General features: G+C 61.9%; 16 protein-coding genes. 9 read left to right on the forward strand and 7 right to left on the reverse strand.

The window, feature by feature from the left end:
- Positions 1-122 precede the first annotated feature (122 nt).
- The 4 genes from GGR30_RS02265 (at position 123) to rsmA (ending at position 5,378) form a co-directional block, all read left to right on the forward strand.
- Complete coding sequence (locus GGR30_RS02265; RefSeq protein WP_246413539.1) at positions 123-2,315, forward strand: LPS-assembly protein LptD; 2,193 nt, start codon at positions 123-125, stop codon at positions 2,313-2,315.
- A 256-nt stretch (positions 2,316-2,571) separates the two neighbouring features.
- A complete protein-coding gene (locus GGR30_RS02270; RefSeq protein WP_183481991.1) occupies positions 2,572-3,525 on the forward strand; it encodes a peptidylprolyl isomerase in 954 nt (317 codons plus the stop codon).
- Between the two features lie 9 nt (positions 3,526-3,534).
- Positions 3,535-4,554 (forward strand): 4-hydroxythreonine-4-phosphate dehydrogenase PdxA, encoded by a 1,020-nt coding sequence (pdxA, locus tag GGR30_RS02275; RefSeq protein ID WP_183481994.1) that lies wholly within the window; start codon positions 3,535-3,537, stop codon positions 4,552-4,554.
- Entirely contained in the window at positions 4,551-5,378 is an 828-nt protein-coding gene (rsmA, locus tag GGR30_RS02280) for a 16S rRNA (adenine(1518)-N(6)/adenine(1519)-N(6))-dimethyltransferase RsmA (protein ID WP_183481997.1), read from the forward strand. Before pdxA ends, rsmA begins: the two co-directional genes overlap by 4 nt.
- Positions 5,379-5,420: 42 nt before the next feature.
- Here the strand turns inward: rsmA and gmk are convergent, their stop codons facing one another.
- From gmk to fabD, 7 genes are all read right to left on the reverse strand, one after another.
- Positions 5,421-6,059 carry a guanylate kinase gene (gene gmk, locus GGR30_RS02285; protein WP_183482000.1) on the reverse strand — a complete coding sequence of 213 codons (639 nt, stop codon included), beginning with the start codon at positions 6,057-6,059 and terminating at the stop codon, positions 5,421-5,423.
- Between the two features lie 5 nt (positions 6,060-6,064).
- Positions 6,065-6,952 carry a YicC/YloC family endoribonuclease gene (locus GGR30_RS02290; protein WP_183482003.1) on the reverse strand — a complete coding sequence of 296 codons (888 nt, stop codon included), beginning with the start codon at positions 6,950-6,952 and terminating at the stop codon, positions 6,065-6,067.
- A 105-nt stretch (positions 6,953-7,057) separates the two neighbouring features.
- Positions 7,058-8,203 carry an endolytic transglycosylase MltG gene (gene mltG, locus GGR30_RS02295; RefSeq protein WP_183482006.1) on the reverse strand — a complete coding sequence of 382 codons (1,146 nt, stop codon included), beginning with the start codon at positions 8,201-8,203 and terminating at the stop codon, positions 7,058-7,060.
- Between the two features lie 194 nt (positions 8,204-8,397).
- Positions 8,398-9,660 carry a beta-ketoacyl-ACP synthase II gene (gene fabF, locus GGR30_RS02300; protein WP_183482009.1) on the reverse strand — a complete coding sequence of 421 codons (1,263 nt, stop codon included), beginning with the start codon at positions 9,658-9,660 and terminating at the stop codon, positions 8,398-8,400.
- A gap of 231 nt (positions 9,661-9,891) precedes the next feature.
- Positions 9,892-10,128: an acyl carrier protein gene (locus GGR30_RS02305; protein ID WP_018062986.1), complete on the reverse strand. Its 237-nt coding sequence runs from the start codon at positions 10,126-10,128 to the stop codon at positions 9,892-9,894.
- Between the two features lie 287 nt (positions 10,129-10,415).
- On the reverse strand, positions 10,416-11,153 hold the full coding sequence (gene fabG / locus GGR30_RS02310) for a 3-oxoacyl-[acyl-carrier-protein] reductase (protein ID WP_183482012.1): 738 nt from the start codon (positions 11,151-11,153) through the stop codon (positions 10,416-10,418).
- Between the two features lie 67 nt (positions 11,154-11,220).
- Positions 11,221-12,165, reverse strand: coding sequence for an ACP S-malonyltransferase (fabD, locus tag GGR30_RS02315; RefSeq protein WP_183482015.1), 945 nt, complete (start codon positions 12,163-12,165; stop codon positions 11,221-11,223).
- A gap of 223 nt (positions 12,166-12,388) precedes the next feature.
- Here fabD and GGR30_RS02320 point away from each other — a divergent pair, with 223 nt between their 5' ends.
- The 5 genes from GGR30_RS02320 (at position 12,389) to GGR30_RS02340 (ending at position 18,544) form a co-directional block, all read left to right on the forward strand.
- Positions 12,389-13,432, forward strand: coding sequence for an aldo/keto reductase (locus GGR30_RS02320; RefSeq protein ID WP_183482018.1), 1,044 nt, complete (start codon positions 12,389-12,391; stop codon positions 13,430-13,432).
- A gap of 111 nt (positions 13,433-13,543) precedes the next feature.
- Complete coding sequence (locus GGR30_RS02325) at positions 13,544-14,473, forward strand: calcium/sodium antiporter (protein WP_183482021.1); 930 nt, start codon at positions 13,544-13,546, stop codon at positions 14,471-14,473.
- 246 nt (positions 14,474-14,719) lie between these two features.
- Positions 14,720-16,234, forward strand: coding sequence for a BCCT family transporter (locus GGR30_RS02330; protein ID WP_183482024.1), 1,515 nt, complete (start codon positions 14,720-14,722; stop codon positions 16,232-16,234).
- Entirely contained in the window at positions 16,231-18,078 is a 1,848-nt protein-coding gene (locus GGR30_RS02335; protein WP_246413500.1) for a glycine betaine ABC transporter substrate-binding protein, read from the forward strand. The genes GGR30_RS02330 and GGR30_RS02335 overlap by 4 nt, the downstream gene beginning before the upstream one ends.
- Positions 18,079-18,169: 91 nt before the next feature.
- The gene (locus tag GGR30_RS02340) at positions 18,170-18,544 is read left to right on the forward strand and encodes a sodium:calcium antiporter (RefSeq protein ID WP_246413502.1); all 375 of its coding nucleotides are present in this window, start codon (positions 18,170-18,172) and stop codon (positions 18,542-18,544) included.
- The last annotated feature ends 218 nt before the right edge of the window (positions 18,545-18,762 follow it).

Consider the following 18,762-nt stretch of genomic DNA (forward strand, 5'->3'; position numbering starts at 1 on the left):
TTGCCGGGCTTCTGGTGCTTGCCAGCGCGTTGACGCCAGTCAGCCTGCTCGCGCAGACCGCGGCGCCGGCAAATATCCAGGACGACTACGGCATTTCCGTTCCCGACGATGATTCGGGACCGATGCTGCTGACAGCCAACGAACTCATCTACAATCACGATACGCAGAAGGTCTCCGCTGTCGGCGGCGTTCAGATTTACTATGCGGGCTATCGCATGGTCGCCGACAAGGTTGAATATGACCAGCAGGCCGGCCGGATGATGGCCTATGACGGAATCGAAGTGATCGACCCCGACGGCAACCGTCTGAGGGCAGAGAAGCTCGATGTTACCGATGACTTCGCCAATGGTTTCCTCGATGCCATCAGCGTGCGCACGCCGGACAATATCGCGATCGCCGGCGAAAGGGCCGAACGCATAGACGGCACCAAGATGGTTCTGGAAAACGGGGTTTATACCGCCTGTGTTCCCTGCGCCGAGAACCCGGAAAAGCCGCCCTTCTGGCAGATTCGCGCACAGCGCGTGATCCAGAACGGAGAGACTCGTACCGTCAGGCTCGAAAGCCCGCGCTTCCAGCTCCTTGGTCACACGATCGCGATCCTGCCTTCGATCACGGTTCCGGATCCGAGCGTCAAGCGCAAGCGCGGATTCCTCTTCCCGTCGATGAGCATCGCGGAAAATCTCGGCGTCGGCTTTTCCCTGCCCTATTACATTCCGATCTCACCGAGTTCGGATGTCACATTTACCGGAACCGGCTATTCAGAGCAGGGTTTTCTTCTGGAGGCAGAATACCGCAAGCGCTACCGCAACGGCCAGCACACGCTGCGCTTTGCCGGGATCGACCAGATGGGAAGCAACCGGTTTTCAGGCGGCACCAGTGACGCAGAAGTCGATGGCCGCGCCATGATCGCCTCCACTGGCGAATTCCAGATCAATCCGCGTTGGGTATTCGGCTGGGACGCGATGGTGCAGACCGACAATAATTTCGCCCGGACCTATTCAATCGACGGCCATGACGACAAGATCTTCAACAATCAGGTCTATCTGGAAGGCTTGGGCAAGCGCAGTTCGCTCTCGGTCAAGGCCAATTATTTCGACGTCCAGGACGCCGACAGCCAAAACGCCGCCGAAGGCAAGCAGGCGATTGTCGTGCCGGTTGTCGACTATGACTATATCGTGCCGGAACCCGTCTTCGGCGGTCAGCTTTCCGTCACCAACAATCTGACAAATATCGTCCGCGACAAGAATGACGTCGTGCCGACCAGCGTCAACGACCGCTTTCTCGGCCTCAAGGGAAACAGCACTCGTCTGACCAGCGAAGTCGAATGGAAACGGACCTTCACAACGGATGACGGCCTTCAGCTGACGCCGCTTCTCGCGGCCCGGGCCGATGGCTATCTGCTGAACGTCGACGACCCGAACCAGATCAATGGCGGCGCCTATTCCTATGTCGGCAATTTCGTCGATCAGGATGCGGCCGCCCGCGCCATGGTCACGGCGGGTCTGGAAATGAAATATCCGATCCTGATGACCAACAGCTTCAGCTCGCACATCTTCGAGCCGATCGGTCAGGTCTATGTGCGCCCCGACGAACAATATGCCGGCGGGCTGCCGAACGAGGACGCGCAAAGCTTCGTGTTCGACGCCCTGACGCTTTTCGATCGCGACAAATTTTCCGGCTATGACCGGGTCGAAGGCGGGACGCGCGCCAATCTCGGCTTTCGTTATCGCGGCGTCTATGATTCCGGTATTCTGGTCAACGGCCTGTTCGGACAGTCCTTCCAACTCGCGGGAAAGAATTCGTTCGCTTCGCCCGATCTTGCAGGCGTCGGCATTGATTCCGGCCTCGAAACGACGCGTTCCGACTATGTCGGCGCAGCATCCGTCTCCTTCCCTTTCGGCCTTTCGTTCACCGGCGGTGCTCGTTTCGACGAAGAAGACTTTACCTTGCAGCGCACCGACTTCGGCGTCGGTTACAATTCTCGCTGGTTCAACACGGCCCTCGACTACACCAACATCCTAGCCCAGCCCGGCTACGCCTACAATGTGCGCAACAGTGAGATCAAGTCGACCAGCACGATCCGCCTCAACGACAATTGGGGCGTGTCCGGCTCGCTGACCTACGACCTCGCCAACAATGTCCTGACCAACCGCTGGGTCGGCCTGACATATGAAGACATCTGCACGATCTTTTCGATTACCTATCAGCAAGACTGGGACAACGACAATCGTGAAGCGGTTGACTGGACGATCGGCGCCCGGCTCACCTTCCGCACACTTGGCGACATTGTGATCGGCAGCGACTCCTTCAATTGACCGGAACGGCATTCCCGATCCGATCAATGCCTTGCTTTTGCCCCTAAAATGGACAAAACATTGCCATCGAGAGATGGGCATGGAACCGTTGTATTACATGTCCGCGAACGAAACAGACACCTTATGGCTCCACGCCTTGGGAGGGGCGGCAGCCGGCGCAGGGCGTATCATCTGATACGCTCCCGCCCTGCCTGAGGGCCGTATCGGATGCCGAGCGCCAGCCTGCCGGTGCGCGAGGTTGTTGAAAGGAAAGAACATGACTGCCGCAAGATTCTCAGTGACCGCCTTTGCCGCCGCCATGATCGCCACGGCAAGCATAGTGGGCGTTGCGCCTGCGCCCGCCTTCGCCAAAACCGTCGATATCGCCGTCATCGTCAACAATGTTCCGATCACCAATGACGATATCCAGAAACGGCGAAACCTTCTCCGCCTGATGGGCACGAGCGGTAATCTCAACGAAAAGGCCCGCGAGGCGATGATCGATCAGGCGCTGAAGCAATCCGAGATCGCGCTGCGCAGCATGTCGGTCACGCAGCCGGAAGTCGACGAGGCATTCGCGAATTTCGCCAACAGCAACGGCATGTCCGTTTCCCAGATGAGCAATATTCTCAATCAGGCCGGCGTCGGCGTCGATCATTTCAAGTTCTACATCGCCGTCTCGATGAGTTGGGGGCAGCTTCTGCGCGCGCGCTATGGCGGCAACTCGCTCTTGCCGGAAGACCAGTTCATCGCGCAGCTTGAGGCAGCGGAGAAGGAAGGCAAGAAGCCGGAAACCACCGAATACCTCCTGAAGCGCATCGTCTTCGTCGTACCGGAAAAGGAGCGCGGCTCGCTTCTCGCCAAACGCAAGCGCGAGGCCGAATCCGCCCGTTCCAAATTCCCGGGATGCGATCAGGCAATCTCCTTTGCCGCGACGATGAACGATGTGACCGTCCTCGACTACGGTCGCTTTCTCGAGCCGCAATTGCCCGGTGAGTGGAAAGATGCGGTATCAAAGGCCAAGGGCGATACCACATCGGTCCAGACGACGCCCTATGGCGCGGAATTCCTCGCGATCTGCGAGCGCAAGACCACCTCTGACGACTATGCCGCGCGTCTTGTCCTCAGCGAGCAAGAGAACTCGGCCGAGGAAGATCGGGACAGCGAGAGTGAGCGATATATGGAGGAACTGAAGAGCAAGGCCCAGATCGTCACCCCGGGCAAGTCCTGATCGCCCGGCATGACCACTGACCTGCCGCTAGCTCTTTCCCAGGGAGACCCCGCCGGCATCGGGCCGGAGATCGCGCTCAAGGCCTGGTCACGCCGTCGCGAGGCTGGCCTTCCTCCCTTTGTCTATCTCGGCGACCCCCGCATATTAAAGGCGCGCGCCGCCATGCTCGGCCTGGAAGTGCCGGTCGCGGTTTCCGCGCCGGAGGCCGCTGTCGATGCATTCGGTGACGCGCTTCCGGTTTTCGCCATCGATGCGGCCACGCCCGTTGCGCCCGGAAAACCCGATACGGCCACCGCAACCGGTACGATCGCGGCGATCGAAACCGGCGTGAAACTCACCATGCGCGGCAAGACGGCTGCACTCGTCACCAACCCGATCGCGAAATCGGTGCTTTACAGTTCCGGCTTCCGGTTTCCCGGACATACGGAATTCCTGGCCGAACTCGCCCGTCGAGAAACCGGAACCGAGTATCGCCCGGTGATGATGCTGGCCTGCCCGGCCCTGCGCGTGGTTCCGGTTACCATTCACATCCCGCTGGCCAGCGTTCCAGGTGAACTCGATCAGGCGCTGATCATCGAGACGATCCGGGTCACGGCGCGCGACCTGTCGCAGCGCTTCGGCATCAAGGCGCCCCGGCTTGCCGTGGCGGGCCTCAATCCGCATGCGGGCGAACAAGGTACGATCGGCCGCGAGGACGAGGAGACGGTTCGGCCGGCTCTCGATCTCTTGCGCGCCGAAGGCATTGACGTTGCCGGCCCCCTGCCCGCCGACACCATGTTCCATGCGAGCGCCCGCGCGCGCTACGATGCGGCGATCTGCATGTATCACGACCAGGCGCTTATTCCGGTGAAGACACTCGGCTTTGAGGAAGGCGTCAATGTGACGCTCGGCCTGCCTTTCGTCAGGACCTCGCCCGACCACGGCACGGCTTTCGACATCGCCGAACGCGGCGTTGCGGATCCGACAAGCCTTGAAGAAGCGTTGAAACTTGCGGCACGGCTAGCCGACGGACCCGGGGGCCTGGCATGAGCCAGATCGACGATCTGCCGCCGCTACGGGAGGTTCTGGCCGCCCATGAGCTGAACGCCAGGAAGGCGCTTGGCCAGAACTTCCTGCTTGACCTGAACCTCACGCAGAAGATCGCGCGCACGGCCGGCGATCTTGCGGGCGCGCATGTTATCGAAGTGGGCCCGGGACCGGGCGGCCTGACCCGCGCCATCCTGTCGCTCGGCGCCGAAAAGCTGACCGTGATTGAACGCGACCAGCGTTGTCTGCCGGCCCTGGAGGAGATTACCGCGCATTATCCGGGCCGGCTCGAGATCATAGAGGGCGACGCGCTAAAGACGGATTTTGCGGCAATAGCCGGCGGCAAACCCGTCCGCATCATCGCCAATCTGCCCTACAATATCGGCACGCAACTACTGGTGAACTGGCTTCTGCCCGAAACCTGGCCGCCCTACTGGCAATCGCTGACACTGATGTTCCAGAAAGAGGTTGCGCAACGCATTGTCGCCGCTCCCGGCGACAGCCACTACGGCAGGTTGGGCGTCCTGGCCGGCTGGCGGACAGCGGCGCAGATCGCCTTCGACGTGCCGCCGCAGGCCTTCACGCCGCCGCCGAAAGTGACCTCCAGCGTGGTCCACCTGACGCCGCGCGATAAGCCGATCGCAGTCGAGGCCGCTTCCCTTGAAAGGCTCACTCAGGCTGCCTTCGGCCAGCGCCGCAAGATGCTGCGCCAGAGCCTCAAGCCCCTGGGCGGAGAAAGCCTGCTGCAAAAGGCGGGCATCGACCCGACGCGCCGGGCCGAAACGCTGAGCGTCGCGGAATTCTGCACGCTCGCGGACGCGCTTTAAGGTACTGAGCGGATCCGTCGAAGCCACCGGGTCGTCAGGAGCCTATTCCGACAGAAGCGCGTCGACATGGTGCGGGATGACGCTTTCATATTCGCGTTTTGCGCGCTCGGCCCTGAGGATGGAGCGCACCAGATCATATGCATCCTCAAGATCGTCATTGACGACGACATATTCGTAATCGCGCCAGCGCGAAATCTCGCCGGTCGCGTTTTTAAGACGCACCTCCATGGCCGCCTTGCTGTCTTCGGCGCGCGCCATCAGACGCTCCTTCAGCGCCTTCATTGACGGCGGCAACACGAAGATGCCGACGACGTCGCGCGGCAGAGCCTGCTTGAGCTGTTCGGCGCCCTGAACGTCGATGTCGAAAAGAACGTCACGGCCGGCCGCAAGCGAACGCTCGACCGCTGCGCGCGGCGTCGCATAGTAATTGCCATGCACCTCGGCCCATTCGAGAAAGGCGCCCTGATCGCGACGGGAGATGAATTCTTCCTTTTCGAGAAAGAAGTAGTGCACACCCTCTTCCTCGCTCTTCCGGCGCATGCGGGTCGTCGCACTGATCGACAGGTCGATCATCGGATCCTCGGCGAGCAGCCTCCGGGCAATCGTTGACTTTCCAGCGCCCGAAGGGGCGGCCAGCACCAGCATGATACCGCGTCGGGTGACGGTCTCGTTTCCTGTCATGGGGCTTACTCCAGATTCTGTATCTGCTCGCGAAACTGATCGATGACCGTCTTCAGTTCGAGGCCCGCCGCAGTGACCGCTACGGCGTTCGATTTAGAGCAGATCGTGTTGGTCTCGCGATTGAATTCCTGCGCCAGAAAATCAAGCCGTCGCCCGCATGGCCCGCCTTGCGCGATGAGCGCGCGCGCGGCCTCGACATGGGCATTCAACCGGTCGATTTCTTCCTGCAGGTCGGCCTTGGTGGCAAGGAGAACGGCTTCGGCGTAAAGCCGCGAATCGTCCAGCGCAGGCGAGGCCTCGACAAGCCTGGAGACCTGCTCGGCAAGCCTTGCGGCGATCGCTGCCGGCTCGCGAGTGGGGTCGGCCGCAATCGTCGCGGTCAGCGTTTCGATCCTGTCGATCTGGCGGCCGAGCACCGCAACGATCTTGTCGCCCTCGTCTGCGCGCATGGCGCACAACCGGTCGAGGGCGAGATCGAGATCCGCCAGAATCATCCGGTCGCGGGTCTCGATCGTTTCTTCGCTTTCCTCCGCCTCTCGGAAATCGGCGATGCCGCGCATGCCGAGCAATCCCTCGAAGGTCAGCTTCCCGTCATCGACACGATCGCCAAGCCTGGCTTTGAGGTCGAGTATGGCCTGAAGCGCGGCTTCGTTGACGACCAGCTCCAGCTTGCTTTCAGAAAGCGTTATCGAAAGCGCCACCTGGACATTGCCGCGCGAAAGCCGGCCGGAAAGCCGCTTGCGGACTTCGCTTTCCAGATGGTCGCTGCCCTGCGGCAATCTCAGCCTGAAGTCGAGGCCCTTTCCATTGACCGACCTGAGTTCCCACGACCAGCGATAGCGCTGCCAGTGTCCGTCACTCCGTGCAAAGCCCGTCATTGATTGCGGCTTCATGTTTTCCCCTCTTGGCCACTGTCAGACTGCGGCCGGTGCTGGCGGTTGCGGCGCAAACTACAGCATTTTGTCCCAAACGCTAAGAAACACCTGCCAGCCTCGCGGTCAGTTGCCCCCCAGCTCCGCCTCGAGCCGGCGCCAGCGGCGCACATTGGCATTGTGTTCGTCCAGCGTTTTCGCGAAGGCATGGCCGCCGCTGCCATCAGCGACGAAATAAAGGTCGTCGGTGCGTGCCGGGTTGGCGACAGCCTCCAGCGCGGCCCTTCCGGGATTGGCGATCGGCCCCGGCGGCAGGCCGCTGATCCTGTATGTGTTGTAGGGCGTTTCCTTGTCGAGGTCCGACCGGTAGATCGGTCGATCGGAAGGTTTGCCCTCGCCGCCGAAGATTCCATAGATCACCGTCGGATCCGACTGCAGCCGCATGCCGCGATCAAGCCTGTTCAGGAACACGGCGGCGACCTGCGGCCGCTCGGAGGCGATGCCGGTTTCCTTCTCGACGATCGAGGCCAATGTGACAAATTCGTCCTTGTTCTCGATCGGCAGTCCCTGATCACGCTTCAGCCAGATTTCATCGACAAGCCGCTGTTGCCCCTCGCGCATCTGGTCAATGATCTCGACGCGGTCCGTGCCGCGCGAGAACCGGTAGGTCTCGGGCATGAGACTGCCTTCCGGCGGCAACTCGTCCGGCAGATCCCCGCTCAGGTTCGGATCGGCGGCCAGACGGTCGAAGATCTCCTGCACCGTGAAGCCTTCAGGAAACGAGATGCTGTAGAGAATGGACTTTCCGGACTCCAGCAGCGCGGCGACGTCAGCCATCGAGGAGCCGGCCTTGATCTCGTAGTCGCCAGCCTTCAGCGTCTCGCCGTCACGCATATGGGCGGCGGTCACATAGCGGAAGATACGCGAATCACTGATGATGCCGTTGCGTTCAAGATCCCGCGCGATCGTCGCAAGCCCCGCGCCGGCACGCACGGTGAATTCCGAATTGACTGTCAGCGGCCCGGGCTCGTTATAGCTCGATTTCGCATAGTAATAGACGCCGCCAATGGCAACGGCGCCGAGAACCAGCAACGTCATCACGAAATTCAGAAAGATGACGAACTGACTCTTGGCCTTTTTCGAACGCTGGACCGGCTGAGGAACGCGTTCGGGCCGCAAGGCCTCCTTGGCCGACTTCGGGACGGTCGGCCTGCGCTCATCGCCGCCACCCTCACCGTTTTCGCGTCCGTTATCCTGATCAGAACCGCGCACCGGTACCTCTTTTCATAAAGTCTGGCCGCCATGCCCGGCAATGCACTTGATCCATGCGGCCAGCACCGTGGGTCGGTGTCTTGAGCCGTGGCGGCGAACAATCGAATCCAAAGCCGAAGCCATTGAACCTAGATAAAAAAACGGCCTCAAAATGTCAGCCGTTTCTTTTTCTCATCCACAAAGGTGGGACCGGCTCAGCCGTTATAGCGGCGCAGAACCAGAGAGGCATTGGTGCCGCCGAATCCGAACGAATTCGAGAGAGCAACATCGATATTGCGCTTACGCGCGACCTTGGGCACGAGGTCGATCGCCGTCTCGCGTTCCGGATTGTCGAGATTGAGCGTCGGCGGAGCGACATTGTCGCGAATCGCCAGCGTCGAGAAGATCGCCTCGATTGCGCCGGCGGCGCCCAGAAGATGCCCGGTCGCCGATTTGGTCGATGACATGGAGACCTTGCCGGCATCATCGCCGAGAAGCCGTTCGACCGCGCCGAGTTCGATCGTATCGGCCATGGTCGATGTGCCGTGGGCGTTAATATAGTCGATTTCGCCGGGCGTGATGCCGGCGCGTTTCAACGCCGAAGTCATGCAGCGGAAAGCGCCCTCGCCGTCTTCGCTTGGAGCGGTGATGTGGAACGCGTCGCCGCTGAGCCCGTAGCCGACAACTTCCGCGTAGATCGTAGCGCCGCGAGCCTTGGCGTGTTCGAGCTCTTCAAGAACCACGACCCCGGCGCCCTCGCCCATGACGAAACCGTCACGGTCGACATCATAGGGCCGCGAGGCGCGTTGCGGATCGTCGTTGAAATCGGTCGAAAGCGCCTTGCAGGCAGCGAAACCGGCCAGAGAAAGCCGGCAGATTGGCGATTCCGCGCCACCGGCGACCATCACATCGGCATCGCCGAAACCGATCAGCCGGCTGGCATCGCCGATGGCATGCGCCCCGGTCGAGCAGGCGGTGACGACGGAATGATTGGGGCCGCGCAGCTTATGGCGGATCGAAACCTGGCCGGAAGCCAGATTGATCAGGCGGCCGGGAATGAAGAAGGGAGAGACACGACGCGGACCGCGATCACGAAGAGTGTAACCGGCTTCTACGATGCCATCGAGGCCGCCAATGCCGGAACCGATCAGCACGCCGGTCGAAATCTGTTCCTCGTCGCTCTTGGGATGCCAGTCGGCATCGTTGAGCGCCATATCGGCCGCGGCCATGGCATAGACGATGAAGGGGTCTACCTTGCGCTGCTCCTTCGGTTCAAGCCATTCGTCGGCGTTGAAGGTGCCGTCGCTGCCGTCTCCGACGGGAATAGAGCAGGCAATCTTGGCTGCAAGATCTTCCGTCTCGAAAGCGGTAACCTTGGATGCTCCGTTCCTGCCTTCCAGCAGACGGGACCAGATGATTTCGGTTCCGCATCCAAGCGGCGTTACCATACCCAAACCGGTGATTACTACACGCCTCATTGGTGGATCGCCCCTTCTTGAATTTTGTATCGCGCCCTGCTTGATGTCGAAGCCCGGCTGCCGCCTGCCCAGTCAAGCGGCTCATTGTCCTGAAGACCGGTCGCCCGGCGCGACAAGATGCGCCGCCGAAAGGCAGACCCGGTTCCGGATAAAAAAATGGCCCGTTTGACCGGGCCGATCAAGGCGGTATTCGGGCAATGCCCAGAAAACCGCCTGCTATTTATCGTTCGATCAGGCCTGGGCCTTCTCGATAAACTTGATCGCGTCGCCCACCGTGAGGATGGAGTCGGCCGCATCGTCGGGGATCTCGACACCGAACTCTTCTTCGAAGGCCATGACAAGCTCGACGGTGTCGAGCGAATCTGCGCCCAGATCGTCGATGAAGCTGGCGCTTTCAACAACCTTGTCGGCATCAACGCCCAGGTGGTCAACTACAATTTTCTTAACGCGTTCTGCGATATCGCTCATGTCGGTATCCTCGACCTGTCTCAAGTTCGATGGAATGCGTATCGGCATTCCTTGAAGTTAACGCCGTCTGATCCCCGGCTGAACCGGAAGATGCGGCGGCAAACACGTGAACCAACGCCCACATTGGAAAAATACCGGCCCACTGGACCGGATATCATCCGCTGGACTGTTCTTGGCAGTCCCGGCCCGCTTACCATGCTTTGTTCACGGCGCAAAGCCTAAAAAGCGCCGCTTTGCGGCAAGCGCAGGCAATTCAACTTCCCGCGCCCGTCGAAAACGGCCCTCAGTCAGACCATCACCATACCGCCATTGACGTGCAAGGTCTGGCCGGTGACATAGCTCGCCTCGTTGGAGGCAAGATAGGTGACGGCAGAGGCAATGTCATCACCGCTGCCCATGCGCTTCATCGGCACAGCGGAAAGAATCCCTTCCTTCTGCTTGTCGTTCAGCTTGTCGGTCATCGCCGTCTCGATGAAGCCCGGTGCAACACAGTTGACCGTGACGTTGCGCGGCGCGACTTCCTGCGCCAGCGACTTCGAGAAACCGATCATGCCGGCCTTGGCGGCGCAGTAATTGGCCTGGCCCGGATTGCCGGTGACGCCGACGATCGAGGTGATGTTGATCACCCGGCCGAAGCGGCGGCGCATCATCGGATGCATGATCGCCCGCGTCAGGACGAAGGCGGCCGTCAGGTTGACCTCAAGCACGCTTTCCCAGTCGGCATCGCTCATGCGCACGAACAGCCCGTCCTTGGTGATGCCGGCATTGTTGACCAGAATGTCGATGCCGCCGAGATCGGCCTCGGCCTTTTCGCCGAGCGCCTTGACCGCGTCGCGGTCCGAAAGGTCGGCGGGGAACACATGCGCCCGCTCGCCAAGATCGGCGGCCAGAGCCTCGAGCTTTTCCGCCCGCGTGCCGTGAAGGGCGACAATTGCCCCCTGTCCGTGGAGCTGGCGGGCGATCGCCTCGCCGATGCCGCCGCTTGCTCCCGTCACGAGCGCCTTGCGCCCTGTCAGATCCAACATGTCAAAACCTCGTCCCGTAATAACGTGAGTGTCAGGGTCCGCGCGCGGCGACCCGGTGTCAATCCATTCAGCCCTTGATGGCCTTCAGCACGCCGTCAATATCCTCCGGTCCGCCGACGGCGATGCCGTTGACCGAGCGGTCGATGCGGCGTGCTAGCCCGGTGAGGACCTTGCCCGCGCCGATCTCGTAGAGCGTCTCGACCTCGTTGGCCGCAAACCAGCTCACCGTTTCGCGCCAGCGCACCCGGCCGGTCACCTGGGCAACCAGCAGGCTCGCGATCTCTTCCGGGTCGGTCACCGGCTCGGCACGCACATTGGCAACCACCGGCACGACCGGCACACCCTTGCGCACCTCGGAGAGCGCTTCTTCCATGGCATCGGCGGCAGGCGCCATCAGCGAGGAATGGAAGGGGGCCGAGACCGGCAGCAGCAGCGCGCGCTTGGCGCCCTTGTCGGTTGCCAGCGCAACGCCCTTTTCCACGCCGGCCTTCTCGCCGGAAATCACCACCTGGCCGCCGCCATTGTCATTGGCGATCTCGCAGACGCCAGCCGAGGAGGCGTCCTTGCATACCGCCTCGACATCTTCAAAGGAGAGCCCGATGATCGCCGCCATGGCGCCCTTGCCCACCGGAACGGCCTTCTGCATGGCGTTGCCGCGAATGCGGAGCAGCCGCGCCGTATCGGCGAGCGAGAATGTGCCGGCGGCGCAAAGCGCGGAATATTCGCCGAGCGAGTGACCGGCCACATAGGAAATGTCGCTCTTCAGGTCGAGGCCTTCGGCCTCCAGCACGCGGATCACCGCGAGCGACACGGCCATCAGCGCCGGCTGGGTGTTGGCCGTCAGCTGCAGCTGGTCTTCCGGGCCTTCCCAGATGGTGCGCGACAGCTTTTCGCCGAGCGCGTCATCGACTTCCTCGAAGACATGCCGTGCGGCTGTAAACTCATCGGCCAGCGTCTTGCCCATGCCGACGCTCTGGCTTCCCTGTCCGGGAAAGGTGAATGCGACTGTCATCTGCGGTCCCCTCAAGCCAATCTTTGAATGCTTTGAAGCGCGGTTCATGGAAAAACCGCGCGGGAAAGGCCCTCCATTTGACGTTTCGGCTGCCGGTGTCAATAGCTGCCATCCCGCATCCGCAGTTGAATTTGCGCGCGAAAATGGTGCTAAATGCTTGCGCTGCGGCGCCATCCGGCTAAGTTCCGTCAAATCCCGCCATTCCAGAATTTCAGGTAATTTCATGAAAACCAATAGTTTAGGCCGCACCGGCATAGAAGTTTCGCAAATCTGCCTCGGCACCATGACCTGGGGCACGCAGAACAGCGAGGCGGAAGCCCACGCCCAGATGGACTATGCCGTGGAAAACGGCGTGAACTTCTTCGATACCGCCGAAATGTATCCGGTCACGCCCTTGAGCGCGGAAACCTATGGCCGCACCGAGGAATATGTCGGCACCTGGTTTGGCGCCCGCAAGAAGCGCGACGACATCGTTCTGGCGACCAAGATCGCCGGCCCGGGGCGCCCCTGGGTGCGCGACGGCAAGCCGATCACACCGCAGGCGATCCGCACTGCGCTTGACGCCAGCCTGAAGCGGCTGAAGACCGACTATATCGACCTCTACCAGATCCACTGGCCCAATCGCGGCCATTTCCACTTCCGCAATTCCTGGACCTACACGCCCTACGGCCAGGACCGCTACCAGAGCCATGTCGACATCGCCGAGACGCTCGACACGCTGGACAGGCTGGTGAAGGCCGGCAAGATCCGCGCCATCGGCCTTTCCAACGAAACGGCCTGGGGCACGATGCGCTATCTCAACCGCGCCGAACAGAACGACCGGACGCGGATTTCCACCGTCCAGAACGAATATAGCCTGCTCTACCGTCACCACGATCTCGATATGGCCGAGCTCGCCTATTACGAGGATGTCGGCCTGCTCGCCTTCTCGCCGCTCGCCACCGGTCTCCTGACCGGCAAATATCTCGGCGGAAAGGTGCCGGCCGGCTCGCGCGCCTCGATCCAGCCGGAGCTTGGCGGCCGCCGCAAGCCGCAGCAGGAGCCGGCCGTGGAAGCCTATATGGCCGTTGCCGAAAAGCACGGCCTCGATCCGGCGCAGATGGCGCTTGCCTTCGTGCTGTCGCGGCCCTTCGTCACCGCAGCAATCATCGGCGCGACCTCGATGGAACAGCTGAAGATCAATATCGCCGCCCGCGAACTGACGCTGTCGGAAGCGGTTCTGGACGACATCGCAAGAGTTCACCGGCAATTCCCGATGCCGATCTGACGGCAAAAGCCGGCGGCATATTGTTTCCGCGCGGCCGCGCCCCATATGCGGTCGCTGGGACGCAATTTTCGCCGGTTTATCAGCCGGCTTGGCAGGGACAGGGACCGGAACTTGGACTATCTTTATATCGCACTCGGTCTCCTCGGACTTTATTTCGGCGCGGAATGGCTGGTCTCCGGCGCGGTGGCCACGGCCCGGCGGATCGGCATCTCGCCGCTCATCGCCTCGCTCGTCATCGTCGGCTTCGGCACATCGCTGCCGGAACTGCTGGTCTCGGTGCGCGCCGCGCTTACCGGCGTGCCCGGCATCGCGCTCGGCAATGTCGTCGGCTCCAACATCGCCAATATCCTGCTGATCGTCGGCATCTCCGCGATCATCTTCCCGATTGCCGGCTGGGACCGCTCGGTCCGGCGCGACGCGGCGACGATGGTGGCCTCGGCCGTCATCCTGCTCTTCCTTGTGCAGTATGAAGTAATCGACCGCATTGCCGGCGTCGTGCTGCTGGCGATCCTCGCCTTTTATCTTCTGCGCACATATATGTGGGCGCGCAGGACCGGCGCCAGGCTGAATGACGATGTCGAAGCCGATGTCGACGCCATGCCGGTGTGGAAAATGGCGCTGCTGATCATCGCCGGGCTCGTCATCCTTCTGTTCGGCGCGGAGTTCCTCATACGCGGCGCGACCGAGCTTGCCGCCCATTTCGGCGTGTCCGACGCGGTTGTCGGCCTCACCGTGGTTGCCATCGGCACCAGCCTGCCGGAACTGGCGACCGCCGTCGTCGCCGCCACGCAGCGCCACTCCGACGTCACCATCGGCAATGTCACCGGTTCCTGCATCTTCAACACGCTCTGCATCCTCGGCGCCACCGCGGCCATCGCGCCGCTTCCGGTTTCCGCCGGCTTCGCCACGCTTGACGTGCCGGTGATGCTGGCGGCAAGCGTGTTTTTCGCGGGGATGCTGTTCTTCGCCCCGAAGTTCCATCGGGCGACGGGTATCGCGATGCTGGTGGTCTATGCCGGCTATATCGCCTACCTCGTTTGACAAAGGCTTCAGCGGCCTTGGATTTCAGCCCCTGATTCGCTCACGTGCTCGCATGTCGTGCAGGCGGCAGTATGTTCGCGCGTTGGCCTGCGTGTGTTAACCCGGCTTTGCTTAAGAGGCGCCAGGTTCGGCACCCAATTTACGCCCTTCGGTTGACTCCCGCTTACTCACATGTTGGGACAGAAACAGGATGGATGTCGCGGGTCGCTTCCGCCTGCGACGGGCAAAACCGGGGGCTGCTCGATCGTGCAAATCAACAAGACCGTCATCATTTCACTGCTTCTCTGTCTGCCGATCGGCGCATGGGGGGTGCTTGCGCCTGAGCAGATGGCGGCAAGCGTTCTTGGTTTCACCAGCTATTTCATGATCGGCGCCAGCTGGTGGTGGCTTGGTCTTTGTTCGAGTTTCGTGATCCTCGCTGCGTTTCTGGCGCTTGGCCCCTATGGCAACATCCGGCTGGGCAAGGATGACGAAAAGCCGGAATTCTCCTATTCGTCCTGGATTGCGATGCTGTTTGCCGGTGGCATGGGCGCCGGCCTGCTGTTCTGGGGCGTTGCCGAACCGGTAACGCATTTCGAGAACCCTCCGGTCGGTGTCGGCGGTTCGGCGGAGGCCGCCCGGCAGGCTCTGGTGATCACCAACCTGCACTGGGGGCTTCATGCCTGGTCGATCTATGGCGTCTGTGCGCTCGTGATCGCCTATTTCACCTTCCGCCTCGACAAGCCTCCGCTGATCTCGACGCCGCTGCGTGGCCTCTTCACCGGCCGTTCCGCCGACGTCGCAGCCACGACGGCCGATGTCCTCGGCGTCGTCGCCGTGGTCTTCGGCCTTGCCGGCTCGCTTGCCATGGGCGCGCTTCAGGTCCGCTCGGGCCTGACGGCGATGTTCAATGTGCCGGAAGTCAACACGACCTCGCTACTGATCCTCGCCGTCCTTTTCGCCATGTACATGATCTCGACGCTGACCGGCGTCGAAAAGGGCATGAAGCTGCTTTCCGACATCAACATGGCGCTTGGCCTTGCGCTGATGGCGTTCATCCTGATCTTCGGCCCGACCGCCTTCATCATGGAAACCTTCGTCACCACGATCGGCGCCTATGTCTCGCAATTCGTGAGCATGTCCTTCCGCCTGTTCCCCTTCGAGGGCGTCACGGAATGGTCGGCAAACTGGACGCTGACCTATCTGATCTGGTGGCTGGCATGGGGGCCGTTTGTCGGCGTCTTCATCGCCCGCATCTCGCGCGGCCGCACGATCCGCGAATTCTGCATGGGCGTCATCCTGATCCCGACGGCGTTTTCGCTGTTCTGGTTCGCCGTCTTCGGCGGCGCCGGCATCTATGTCGAGATGTACGGTCCGGGCGGCCTTGCCTCCGTCATCACCCAGGATGTCGCGGCAGCGCTTTTCACCTTCCTCGATTACTTCCCCTTCGCGACGGTCTTGAGTATCGGCGCACTGGTTCTGATCGTCATCTTCCTCGTCACCTCGGCCGACAGCGGCACATTTGTGCTGTCGATGATGACGACGAATGGCAATCTGAACCCGCCGTCCGTCTCGAAGATCGTCTGGGGCTCGATCGTCGCCATCATCACCGCCGCCACGCTTCTGGCGGGCTCAGTGGATGTGGCGCGGGCCATGTCGACGCTTGGCGCGATCCCCTTTTCCGCGATCCTGATGCTGCAGATCGTGAGTTTCCTGAGGCGGCTCAGAAGCGATCCCTCGCGAACCAAACCTGTTGAAGACACGACCGGTGAGGTGGCATGATGAAAAAGCTTTTTGCCATTCTGACCGTGCTTGTTCTGACAAGCTGCTCTTCTGAGCCCGTCCGCATCGGTTCGAAGGATCTCGCGGAAAGCCGGATCCTTTCCGAAATGTTCGCTCTTCTGCTCGAAGAGGACGGAGTGAAGGTCAAGCGCGTTTCGGCGCTCGGCTCAACCGGCGTCGTCTTCCAGGCGCTGATCGACGACGACATCGACCTCTATCCGGAATATACCGGGACGGCGCTGGCCTTCATGGGGTCGCAGCGCATCGACAATGCCGACGATGCCTACGCCTTCGTCACCGAAGGTCTCGCACGCAACAATCTCGTCATGCTCGAAAGGCTTGGCTTTGAGACGGACTATGCCGTGCTGACGCGCCCTGCCGTTGCCGCCGCCAATGGTCTCGAAACCATCTCGGACCTTGCCGGCGCCGACCACCGTCTGACCCTCGGCGTCATGCAGTCCTTCGCCGAGCGCCCGCGTGATGGCCTGGAGCCCTTCCTGGATCGCTTCGGCCTCACCTTCGAGGACGTCGAGGTCTTCCCCGAAAACCAGCGCAACGATCTCTACGATGCTCTGGTCGAACGGCAGGTCGATATCGTCGTCGGGCTGACGACCGATCCCGAGATCGTCGATTACGATCTCGTGGCGCTTGATGATTCGACCGGCTTCTTCCCGGTCTACGAGGCCGCCCCCCTGACCTCCGAGGCGGCACTTGCCCGCTCACCCGAGATTGCCGAGGTGATGGCCAAGCTCGCCGGCAGGATCGATGACGAGACGATGCAGGCGCTCAATGCCGCTGTCCGCCTCGATGGCCGCCCTGTTGCCCGCGTGGCCCGCCGCGCACTCTATGACATGGGCCTTGTCGAAAAGCCGCCGCGTGAGCTGACGCCTGTGCTCGGCATCGCCATTGCGCCCGAAACCATGGGCACGGATCCCGCCATCGACACCCTGCGGGCCGTGCGCCAGGCCATGCGCGGCCGCGATGTGAACCTCGTTGCCACAGACACGCCGATCGATGCCATGGCGGCAGACGAAGCCCGCCTGGCGCTTGCCCCTGCCGTTTCCGGTTTCACCGTGCTTGATGGCAAGATCGTGCGCAATGACGCGCTCGAAGCGGTTGCAGCCATCGGCTCGACGTTCCTGCACGCGCTGTCGCTGTCGGATGCGCCGGTCTCCCCCGCTGATGCCGCCGTCATCGCCGCCGGACCGGAAGGGTCAGCCTCCCACATGCTCGCCACCGTCATGGCCATGAGCGGCGAAGGCGAAACCACGGTTCTGGCGCTGGACGATGAAAGCGTGGAGACGGCAGCCGCCGCGCTCGAAAACGGCGATGCCGAGGTGGCGCTCGTCTTCGCGACGCCGGGCCGCCAGGATCTCGCCGATCTCCTCGGCGAAAGCCAGGCCATAACGCTTGTCGATGCGGATGCCTGGTGGCAAGGCTCGGCGCAGCTTTATCTGCCGGTCATGCGCGAGGCCCAGATCAGCGCCGAGACCTATGACGGCATAAACCGGCCGGTCGCAACGCTTTCTACACAACTGATCCTGTTCGGACCGGCAGCACCGGACCGCTTCGTCGTCGGCCAGCAGGGCCCGGGCGCCTTCTTCGACGAACAGCGTCCGCTGCAGGACCGTAATGTCGAGGCGATCAACCGCAATCTCGGCCTCCACGCCGCCGTCGACCCTTATCTGAGAAAGGCCGCAGCGCTCACCCCACAGGTCAACATCCGCGACGACCGGATCAACCCCTATCCCGGCCGCGCCATCCTGATGATCGTGATTCTTTCCTATCTCGTCTGGGTGATCTGGCTGTTTATCCGGCCGGAACGACCGGGGGAGCGGGATTAGAAACAATCGGGCGCGCGAGAAGGCAGCCCCTTTCGCGTTCGGCTCGCCAAGAGAGGCACTCGTCGAGCTCCGTTTCGGCAGGTCTTGCTGATTGATCTGCGGCGCGACCGAGCTTGCCGCCCATTTCGGCGTGTCCGACGCGGTTGTCGGCCTCACCGTGGTTGCCATTGGCACCAGCCTGCCGGAACTGGCGACCGCCGTCGTCGCCGCCACGCAGCGCCACTCCGACGTCACCATCGGCAATGTCACCGGCTCCTGCATCTTCAACACGCTCTGGATCCTCAGCGCCACCGCGGCCATCGCGCCGCTGCCCGTCTCAGACGGCTTCGCCACGCTTGATGTGCCGGTGATGCTGGCAGCCAGCATGTTTTTCGCGGGGATGCTGTTTTTCGCGCCGAAGTTTCAACGGGCGACGGGCGTGGTGATGGTGGTGATTTATGCGGGGTATATCTGGGCGCTGGTGTAGGGCGAAACTTGTCCCACGCCGGAGGCCTGGCGCCGCACTGGCTCATCAACCCCGAACCCCGGCCATCACCCGCAAAAAATTCGAAACCTTCGTCCGCGCCCTTTTCTGGCGTAAGGGCCGCGTCCACGGCTGGTGCGTCGCCTAATTCGAAACCATGCACCGCATGCGCACCTATCTCAGACAGGAACGCGGGCTTAGGCCGGATCAGCTCTATATTT

Origin of the sequence: Martelella radicis, from assembly GCF_014196625.1 — a bacterium.
Taxonomy (GTDB): Bacteria; Pseudomonadota; Alphaproteobacteria; order Rhizobiales; family Rhizobiaceae; genus Martelella; species Martelella radicis.